Genomic DNA, 10,357 nt, shown 5'->3' with positions numbered 1-10,357 from the left:
GAGCATTAGCTCTTGCGGGTAGTGAAAGTCAGGTAATTAGTTTGTGGCAGGTGGATGATTTTGTTACGAAAGAGTTGATGGTGAAATATTATCAGCGGGTGTTGGATAATGAGGGGCGATCGGAAGCGTTACGACAGACCCAGTTAGAGATATTGGGAACTGAGGAATATCAACATCCCTATTATTGGGCATCGTTTATTCCGTCTGGGGAATGGCGGGAGATCGGAAGTCAAAAGTCAGTAGGGGCGAATGGCATTCGCCCGTACAGAAGTCAGAAGTAATCTTTGACGCTCGTTTGAGCATTTTTATAGATGTCCGCTGCATAACTGGTTATATCATGTCCGGATAATTAGTGATGAAAAAACTTATCATAAGTGCTTAAACAGTAAATCTTTCTATTTTCCCCTCCAGGGAGGGGTTAGGGGTGGGTACCCTACTCCCCTACTCCCCACTCCCCCGCTCTCCTACTATTTTAATAATAAGTATTCAACCGGACATGATATTACTTCTAAGCGGGCGACTTTTTAGTTGTTTTTTTTGAGAAAACCTTCTGCCTTTCCCCCCCCTTCAAAGGGGGGTTAGGGGGGATACATAGCTGCCTTCCTTCCACCAAAGTCTAATTATTCAACCGGACATGATATAATATGATGTCCGTTAGTATCGTTTGTATAAACCCAAGGGTGAATATATACAGTAAATTTAGTAAATTTAAGTTTTTTTGCTATTAAGCTTTCCTGCCTGTTTCCTGTTCCCTACCTTTGCTATACAATACCGATGTTACCGGATATGGCATAACACCAGATAAATAAATTTATAAATCAACTTTTAGCGATCGCCACCCCCTAAAAAATTTATATATAGTGTAAACAAGAAATTAATGACACCAAATGTAGAAAAAATGAGATTAAGTCTACCATAGGAAACTCAAGAATTTATATTTGCAGATAGAAACCTCAGCACAATAGTTATTTTTTTGTGCTAATGTGAAATGTGAAAAATCTAAGCAAACTAATATAGTTGTTGTCTAAAAGTAACGTATAAAAGAAAGTAAAAACTAGGGTGAATTAACATCAACAGGAATTACGCAAATTGACCTTTAAACCAGCATCTGTAGGGGCGAATGGCATTCGTCCTCTCTATATGTAGAGTCTCTGCGTAAGTCCCGATAGACTAAATTAGTTAGAACAAAACTCGGTGAAATATTAGTTTAGTAAAGCTTGACAACTAAAAGTGCGATAACAAAATGATTCCTCAAAAATTGAAACTAAAAAATTTCCTCAGCTATCAGGAAGCAACTCTAGATTTTACAGGTTTGCATACTGCCTGTATTTGCGGACCAAATGGTGCAGGAAAATCTTCTTTACTAGAAGCGATCGCCTGGTCAGTATGGGGAAATAGTCGCGCCGCTACTGAAGATGATATTATCAGTCTGGGGGAAAAGGAAGTACGGGTAGACTTCACCTTTAGCAGCAACGGTAACATCTACCGTGTTATTCGTGGTCGTCGTCGGGGAAGTTCAGCTACTCTAGAATTTCAAATTAGCACTGGTTCTAGGTTTAAAAGTCTTACTCAAAAAGGTGTCCGTGCAACTCAACAAACTATTATCCAACATCTCAAACTCGACTACGACACATTCGTTAACTCAGCATATCTGCGTCAAGGTAGAGCAGATGAATTTATGCTCAAACGTCCTAATGAACGGAAAGAAATTCTCGCCAACCTCCTTAAACTTGACCAATATGACACCCTTGGAGAAAAAGCAAAAGATACTGCTCGACAATTTAAAGCAAAAGTGGAATTACTCGAACAGACCTTAGAAGTAAACCAAAAGCAACTCGAACAAAAAGAGGCGATCGCCCAACAACAGACTCATCTCCAAACTACCCTTACTCAACTCCAGCAACAACAAGAATGCGATCAAGAACGACTCAAACAACTGCAAACTCAACAAAACCATCGTCTAACCTGGGAAAAACTACTGCACGGACAACAACAACAATATGACAAACTGGTACAAGAATGTTATCGCCTCCAACAGGAACTCAAAACTACCCAACAACAACAAGACGAACTATTAGCAGTTTTGCAACAGGAAAATGAAATTAAAGCTGGATATGCTCATTTCCAAAACTTGCAAACTACCGAAGAGAGTTTATCTGCAAAATTTAGAACCCATCAAAATGCTCTAAACCAGCGTCAACAACTCCAGGAAAAACAACGTCAACAACTCCAAGAAGTACAAAACAAAATTCAGCAACATCAAGCACAGTTAAATTCTCTCAAACAGCAGGAACAAGAAAATTTGGATATTCTGAGCAAGCGTGCTGATATTGAAACTGCTCTAGTACAACTACAAACTGCCAGAACAAAATTAAATGAACTAGATAAGTTACAGGTGGAAGTTACCCCACTACAGCAACAACGCCAAAAATTACAAACTGAACTGGAACGGGAGCAAGCACGTTTGAGCGCTCGTTTGGAAGAACTCAATTCTAGAACGCACCAACTCAGAAAAACTCAACGGCAAAAGCAACCTCAACTACAAGCAGCATTACAGGAAGTAGTAGAAGAAATTTCTAAATTAGATAATAAGCGGGTTTATCTGCGACGGGTACAGGAAAAAGGACAGGAAAGACATCATTTTCTCGAACGTTTAGTTCGTAATAAAAAAGACTATGAAACTAGACTTACCGAGTTAGACCAAAAGTTGAAATTATTAAATAAAGGTACCGATAATATTGAAATAGGAGTGACAGAGTACCCACCTTGTCCGTTATGCAACCGTCCCTTGGATGAACATCACTGGAATTTAGTCGTGGACAAACATCAGAGTCAGCAAAAGGAAATTAGAGACTTATTATGGGTGACACGGGAACAACTAGCAATTTCTGAGCGGGAAATTCAGGTTTTGAGAACCGAATATCGGCAAATAGAGGGAGAGTTAGAGAAATATGATGAGTTGCGGGAATGTCGAGGCAGTTTACAAGCGCAGTTAGATAATATTGGTAAAGATGAAACTTTGTTGCAAGAGTTAGTCAAGGAAGTGGAGCAGGTAGAGCGATCGCTACAGACGGGAGATTTTGCTGTTAATTTATATGCTGAACTTAGCATTTTAGAGGAAAAAATTAAACAGCTTAATTATGATGACCGGAGTCATAGTTTAGCTAGACAAGAAGAGAAGAAATTAAGGTGGGCAGAAATTAAGTATGGTCAGATTAAAGATGTGGAGACAAAGTTAGGGAAAATTCGCGTTCATTTGCCAGAAATTGAAGAGCAAATAGTTAGTTTAAAACAGGAGTTGGAGCAACAAAAACAAACTTCCCATGTACAACAGCAAATTATTGTGATTGAGAGAGAAATTGCTGAAATTGGATATGATTTAGAAGAGCATAATTGTGTGAGGTCAGAATTGAGAAAAACACAATTTTGGTTAACTCGTATAGAAAAATTATGTCAGGCTCAAAAACAATATCCCCACCTACTAAAACGAATTAATGAGTTGAAGGAAGTTATCGAAAATCAGCAAAAAGATTTAGCAGGTATTAAAAGCCAGATTTTTACTTTAAATCAACAGTTAGAACAAACTCCTGATGCTGATGAAAAGATTCTATTTTTAGATAAAAAAATTCAAGACCGTCGTCGGCAGTTAGATGAACAGTTGGGAAGTTTAGGAAAAGTGCAACAGCAGTTACAACATTTAGATAAATTGAAAGTTCAAACCAGTCAACAATTGGAACAATTAAAAACTGCTAAACGGCAATATCGAGTTTATCAAGAATTATCTTTAGCTTTTGGCAAAAAAGGTATTCAGGCGCTAATGATTGAAAATATTTTGCCACAGTTAGAGGCTGAAACAAATCAGATTTTGGCAAAATTAAGTGGTAATCAGTTACACATTCAATTCGTGACTCAAAAAGCTACAAAAGGGAGTAAAAAAAATAGTAAATGGATAGATACATTAGATATTTTAATTGCAGATATTCAAGGAACAAGACCTTATGAAACATATTCCGGAGGAGAAGCTTTTAGAGTTAACTTTGCTATCCGTTTAGCATTGTCAAAATTATTAGCACAACGTTCTGGTACTGCATTACAACTACTAATTATTGATGAAGGTTTTGGCACTCAAGATGCTGAAGGATGCGATAGATTAATTGCAGCTATTAATGCCATTTCCTCTGATTTTTCCTGTATTTTAAGCGTGACTCATATTCCTCATTTTAAAGAAGCTTTTCAGGCGCGAATTGAAGTTAGTAAAACACCTCAAGGTTCTCAAATTATGTTATCTGTTTAAAGGAAGGAAGAGGGAAGAAGGAAGAAGGAAGAAGGGGGTAAGGAGGGTGGCAAGTGTGGCAAGTGTGGCAAGTGTGGGAAGCACAGGAACTCAAAAAAATATAGTGTTGTAAATATTCTCTGATACCAATTTGAAAAAAGAATGCTACAAAAAGATAGACCTCGATCAGATATGCTTAAAAATAGCTAGTCTAGTTCATTTTAGATAGTTATTTATATCGTTTTTCCATTTTTTTAAATATTTATCCCTTCTTCCTTCTTCCTTCTTCCTTCTTTCGTAGGGATGTTGCATGCAACGTCCCTACCATTTGTAACAAACATTTATCAAATTGGTATGACGACAAAGAATTAGCCCTGCTCCGGAAAAGAGGGGGTAGGGAATAGGGAGTAGGGAGAAATAATTGATAATTTATGCACGATAATTGATATCAAATCCGTTTAATTGGACATAAAAAAAATCTTCAATCGCCATAACTACGTTTATCTTTGTAATTCTTTCTCCTCCTGAGGAGGTCCGACTGACTTCCCCTCCACGGTCGGGGGAGGGGCGAGGGGTGGGTTGACTCCTCCTAACTTAACCATTCTATGGCTGTTTAACCGAATTTGATATGATTTTATTTTTGATTATCATTGAAAAGACTTCCCCTGCACCCCCCTCACCCAACACTACCCAAACTTCCTCTATTTTGATCCCATAAAGGTTTAAGAACTCAAAAACAGCGATCGCGAATATTCTCTCAACCAAAGCATGAAATACATTTGTCTTATACTGTATTATTGCGACAGACGCATTAGTAGAGAACAAATATGTTAACTAGCAGCTTTATAGAACCCTGATAATATCTTGAGGTAGATGAAAATTTTCAGCCATGGAGTCATCCGTGGCATAGAGGCAATAGCACAAAAACGTGGAAAAATCAGACCATACTCCTCAATGATGAATATAGCAATGAGCGCTGGTATATTTACAAATTGCAGGAGGGGCAAAATAGCTAAAAGTCTTATATTATCGGCAATTTCTTCCCCCTGTTGCCTGTTGCCTGTTGCCTGTTGCCTGCGCACAGCGCTATATCGGTATCTTCTGACTCTGTTTTTGGAATTCCCCAGTCAAAATTTGAGAGGTACACAGTCGTACATACTGTTAAGCAATAATTGAAAATACTTCCCCTGCACCCGCTCCCCCCTCACCCAACACTACCCAAACTTCCTCTATTTTGATCCCATAAAGGTTTAAGAACTCAAAAACAGCGATCGCGAATATTCTCTCAACCAACGCTTGAAATACATTTATCTTACACTGTATTATTGCGATATACGCATTAGTAGAGAACAGAGCAGGACTACCCGAAAATTGGGACAATATTACAACTCAGTCAAACAAGACCCTCAGACTTGGTTAAATTTAGATAAGAGCAATTTTTACTATTACCGAGCATATCTATGTCCCGTATCAGAGCACCTAAACTACCCCAAAATTATCCCTGGCTAAATACAGACAAACCCCTATCCCTCGAATCTCTAAAAGGACGAGTGGTTATCCTGGACTTCTGGACTTACTGTTGCATTAATTGCCTCCACGTTCTGCCAGACCTAAAATTCCTAGAACAAAAATATCCAGATAGTCTGACTATTATCGGTGTCCACTCAGCCAAATTCGAGAATGAGAAAGATGTGGAAAATGTCCGCCAAGCTATCCTCCGCTACGACATTGGACATCCCGTTTTAGTGGACAGTGGATCGAGAGTTTGGCAACAATATGCTGTTCGTGCATGGCCTACTTTCAAAATTATCGATCCAGAAGGGTATGTAGTGGGGTCTGTTTCTGGTGAAGGTAAACGTGATGTCTTGGATGAAATTATTGGTAAGTTGATAGAAGAACATCAAGACAAAGGTACTATTAATTTTAGTGAAGTTAGCTCCATTCTAGAAAAGCAAAAGCAACCTGTGACTACACCTTTGGCTTTTCCAGGTAAAGTTCTTGCTGATAGTGATACTAATCAATTATTTGTCGCTGACTCAGGACATCATCGTATTGTTGTTAGTACTCTTGAGGGAGAAGTTTTGCATATTATTGGTACTGGGAAAGCAGGATTAATTGATGGTTCATTTTCTGAAGCTCAATTTTTTGCTCCCCAAGGTATTACTTTTGATGCCAAGAATCAAGTTTTATATGTTGCCGATACAGAAAATCATGCTTTACGCAAAATCGATTTTAGAACTCAGCAGGTGGAGACTATTGCAGGTACTGGAGAAAAAAGTTCTCAAATTTCACCTCATAGTGGAGTTGCTAGAGAAACTAGACTTAATTCACCTTGGGATGTGGACAAGATAGGCGGACGCATTTTTATTGCTATGGCAGGTTCCCATCAAATTTGGCTGTTGCAACTGGATACTGGAATGATTAGTACTTATGCAGGGACTGGTGCAGAAGCTTGTGTAGATGGCTCTCTGACAGAGTCTGCTTTTGCTCAACCTAGTGGTATTAGTACGGATGGCAACGAATTATTTGTGGCAGATAGTGAAATTAGCTCTATTCGAGCAGTAGGTATTAATGAGCATCCGCAAGTGCGGACTATTTGTGGTAGTGGAGGACTATTTGGCTTTGGCGACAAAGATGGCCGAGGTTCAGAAGTTTTGCTACAACATTGTTTGGGAATAGAATATACCCAAAATTATGTCTGGGTTGCTGATACCTATAATCACAAAATTAAGCGGGTAGAGTATCACGCAGGTTTATGCCTTACCATGTTGGGAAATGGCACCGCAGGTTATCAAGATGGACAAGGTATTAACTGTCAATTTTTTGAGCCATCAGGATTAAGTGCGATCGCGCAACATTTATTTATTGCAGATACAAATAATTGTATTATCCGCAAAGTTGAGCTAGATACCTTGCAAGTCACAACCGTAAATTTTCCTGGTTTGTGCGCTCCTGATGTCTGTTTACCTAGTTAGGTTTTGCGCTCAAAAGTCTTGTAGTAGAGGTAGGAGACAGGAGGCTGGAAGAACGGGAAATGAGCGAGGAGGTAGGAGTAATATCAAATCCGGTTGAACTATAGTTTGGGGGAGTAGAGGAGTAGGGGAGTAGGGGAGATTGAAGGCTTTAAGTATAGTTATAAACATATACTATATAACCGGATTCTATATAACGCCTACAACTACAAACTGTATTATCACTAATTAAGTGGACATGATATAACCGACATTCCTCACTTCAAACGTACTACAAGACATTTTTCAACGAAGAAAGTTAATCACAGGCTTCGTTATTGAGAATAGAGTCAATAATTATATGTAGTATGTAATTATACTTATAATAGCTGTAGTTTTTATGATGTATAACTATTGACGAAAAATGATCTGCACTACAAAATGAAGTGCGGAATGTGAGATATAACAATTGTAAGAATGATTTTTCTGCCCAACTATGAGCCTAAAATACGCTCCATGCATGAGTATGAAGAGCTGAAAACCAGACACTTTTTTCGACCCCAAAAAGGCACTTGTCTTTATATGTCAATGCTTTTAGATTTAATCAGCAAGCTGTAGTTAGTGAATTGTTAGTATACAAGCATTACCAGCAACTAAAAAATTAATCTTAGCTGCTGGAATGTCATAGGTTGTTTCATACTATAGCACTACAAGAATTGGTTAGGACATTTTTCAATGCTAAAACCCTTTGACAGTTTGCTATTCCCTGTTCCCTATTCCCTAGCGCGTAGCACTATAAATTTGAAAAGTTTTACTACCAAACGCTAAAAAAATCTAACATTTAAAATCTAGAATTAACACCTTCCAACAACTTAATAATTTTTTCCACATCATTAAATTCCCCAACAATTCTCCGCACAGGTAGAGGCCAAACCCTAATCAGCGTAGGAGTAGCAGTAATTTGATCTGCTTCAGCTTGTTCCGGATTTTGCAACACATCTATTACCTTTAAAGTATAAGGATGAGAAAGAGACTTTTCTAATATTTGGTGCAGACTCTTGAGAGTCCGCTCAGTGCCAATATTGTTACCCGATACAAATAAGCGAAGAACAGACCCTTGAACTTTTGGTTTTTCTAGTTGTAGGTCGAGACTGGAGGTCAAAAATTCCTCTGGAGTTGAATCCAGATTAACCTCTTGCTGCTCAAGATGTACAACAAGGTCATGATTTTCCCAGAGTTGAGAAAACTGGTCGTAATAACTAGCAATTACCATTGGATTACAAAATTCCTCTGACCAAGGAGCAGGTTGCCAAATCAAGTCATCAGTCTTAAAAATGGCATTAAGTAATATCTGATATCTTAAGACTGGAGCATAAGCTTCAGCAGAAACTTGGACTTTTTGAGTGCGATGGTCTAACCATTTATCAATAGTTGCAGTGTATCCTGGTATTAAGAAATGAGGTGGTTCTGATAACCCCAATATTTCTTGTAGCTCTACACAGAGGTGTAAATGCCATCGATTTTGTTTACTTGGGTCTATACAATAAATTAAATCTCCCCCAGGTGTAAACAAGGCAATACCCTTGAACAACAGGGGAAATTTTACTGGAGCTGGTTTCAAGAAAATCAATTAGGATCGACTACAGACTTTTGAGTTTTTCCATTAAACTCAACTGCTTAAGGCATTAGCTTAACTTAAAACTGTAACCTTAACTTATACTCTAGTTCATCCTGAGAACTTAAAATTTAAAACTTCACAATCTTTTTAAATTCTACCTCGTAACATCATAGCCATTTCATTTGGGTAAGGAGATTGATCTATTGCTGTTTCTTCTGTAATTCGACCTTCTTGGTAAAGCTCAAACAAAGACCTATTCATAGTAATCATACCTTCATAAGTATCTTTGAGCATAATTTGGTTAATGTCTTCATACTGGTCTTTAATAATATATTCCTTAATTACATCAGTATTAATCAAAATGTCATGGAAAGCTGCCCGCTTACCATCAGTAGTTTTGCACAACAACTGAGCAATAATTGCTACCAGAATTTCTGAAAGAGCTAATTTAATCGCTGGTTGCTCCTCAGCAGAAAACATATCCAAAATACGAGTCAGAGTCTTGATGGCACTGTTGGTGTGCAATGTTCCCATCACCAAATGTCCTGTAGAAGCAGCTTTAATTGCAATTCCCACCGTTTCCTTATCTCGAATTTCCCCTACTAACATTAAGTCAGGGTCTTGACGGAGAGCACCTTTAAGAGCATTGAAGAATTTTAGAGTATGTCTACCTACTTCCCGGTGCTTGATCAAACATTTTCGGCTTTCATGGACAAATTCTACAGGGTCTTCGATAGTGATGACATGATAAGGAAAAGTATTGTTCATATAATCAATCATCGCCGCCATGGTGGTGGACTTACCACAACCTGTAGGTCCGGTCACCAAAATTAACCCTTTATGGTTATGGCAGACTTTCTTCAAGACTCCTGGCAATTTAAGTTGTTCCATAGTTAGGATTTTAGACCCAATCAGTCGTAAAACCATCCCTGGACCTGCAAGAGAGTCAAACAAGCTAATCCTAATCCTGACAAAACCTAAGTCCGCAGCACCATCAAAGTCAAGATTTTCTTGGAATCCACGAATTTCTTCATCTGTAAGAATTTCTCGCAACCAAAACATAAAGGTGTTCAAGTCAGTTTCTGGATATTCAAGCGGTAGAAGGTCTCCAAGTTTGCGGAACCGTGGTATTTCTTTCACCCCTAAATGAACATCTGAAACACCTTCTTGATTAGCTCGCCGGACAATATCTGTCAGCGGAATTTGTCCATAACCCAGTTGTGGACTACCAGGAGTTGCTATTTGAGGTACCGGTGCTGTTTCCGTTGGAGGAATTAGTTGTTGAGAAACAGGTGTTGATGATGCTGGAGGATCGGCAGAAGTTGGAGGAGATGTTGGCGGTCTTCTTGCTGCTGGTGGACTAGGTGGAGCTGGGGGACGCGGTAAACCACGGCCTCCAGGAGGACGAGGAGCTGGGGGACGAGGTGGTGGTGTTTGTGTCATAGTTGCATTACCTTGCTGAATTCGGATATTGCAGTCAACAAATATATTCTAATTCTAATGGCAAGTTAAAAT

7 protein-coding genes are annotated in these 10,357 nt (G+C 38.7%); 3 read left to right on the top strand and 4 right to left on the bottom strand.

Annotated features, from left to right (window positions below):
* On the top strand, positions 1-281 hold a 281-nt coding region (locus tag F6K18_RS26665), incomplete at its 5' end, for a CHAT domain-containing protein (protein ID WP_287525296.1).
* A gap of 962 nt (positions 282-1,243) precedes the next feature.
* On the top strand, positions 1,244-4,294 hold the full coding sequence (gene sbcC, locus F6K18_RS26660) for an exonuclease subunit SbcC (protein ID WP_287525295.1): 3,051 nt from the start codon (positions 1,244-1,246) through the stop codon (positions 4,292-4,294).
* Between the two features lie 809 nt (positions 4,295-5,103).
* Here sbcC and F6K18_RS26655 read toward each other — a convergent pair.
* Together F6K18_RS26655 and F6K18_RS26650 are read right to left on the bottom strand one after the other, a co-directional pair.
* On the bottom strand, positions 5,104-5,355 hold the full coding sequence (locus F6K18_RS26655) for a hypothetical protein (RefSeq protein WP_287525294.1): 252 nt from the start codon (positions 5,353-5,355) through the stop codon (positions 5,104-5,106).
* Between the two features lie 79 nt (positions 5,356-5,434).
* A complete protein-coding gene (locus F6K18_RS26650) occupies positions 5,435-5,566 on the bottom strand; it encodes a hypothetical protein (protein WP_287525293.1) in 132 nt (43 codons plus the stop codon).
* 167 nt (positions 5,567-5,733) lie between these two features.
* On the opposite strand from F6K18_RS26650, the gene F6K18_RS26645 reads away from it, so the two are divergent.
* On the top strand, positions 5,734-7,248 hold the full coding sequence (locus F6K18_RS26645) for a thioredoxin-like domain-containing protein (protein ID WP_287525292.1): 1,515 nt from the start codon (positions 5,734-5,736) through the stop codon (positions 7,246-7,248).
* An 817-nt stretch (positions 7,249-8,065) separates the two neighbouring features.
* On the opposite strand, the gene F6K18_RS26640 is transcribed toward F6K18_RS26645, so the two are convergent.
* Both F6K18_RS26640 and F6K18_RS26635 read right to left on the bottom strand, forming a co-directional pair.
* Entirely contained in the window at positions 8,066-8,845 is a 780-nt protein-coding gene (locus F6K18_RS26640; RefSeq protein WP_287525291.1) for a circadian clock KaiB family protein, read from the bottom strand.
* A 144-nt stretch (positions 8,846-8,989) separates the two neighbouring features.
* Entirely contained in the window at positions 8,990-10,285 is a 1,296-nt protein-coding gene (locus tag F6K18_RS26635; RefSeq protein WP_287525290.1) for a type IV pilus twitching motility protein PilT, read from the bottom strand.
* Between the last annotated feature and the right edge of the window lie 72 nt (positions 10,286-10,357).

It is taken from the genome of Okeania sp. SIO2C2 (genome assembly GCF_010692625.1).
GTDB classification, from domain to species: Bacteria; Cyanobacteriota; Cyanobacteriia; order Cyanobacteriales; family Microcoleaceae; genus Okeania; species Okeania hirsuta.
This window is presented reverse-complemented; position numbering and strand designations above follow the sequence as displayed.

Excerpts from the sequence above, each read along its gene's own strand:
- sbcC (WP_287525295.1), top strand. The coding sequence starts at position 1,244 with ATGATTCCTCAAAAATTGAAACTAAAAAATTTCCTCAGCTATCAGGAA.
- F6K18_RS26635 (WP_287525290.1), bottom strand. The coding sequence starts at position 10,285 with ATGACACAAACACCACCACCTCGTCCCCCAGCTCCTCGTCCTCCTGGA.
- F6K18_RS26645 (WP_287525292.1), top strand. The coding sequence starts at position 5,734 with ATGTCCCGTATCAGAGCACCTAAACTACCCCAAAATTATCCCTGGCTA.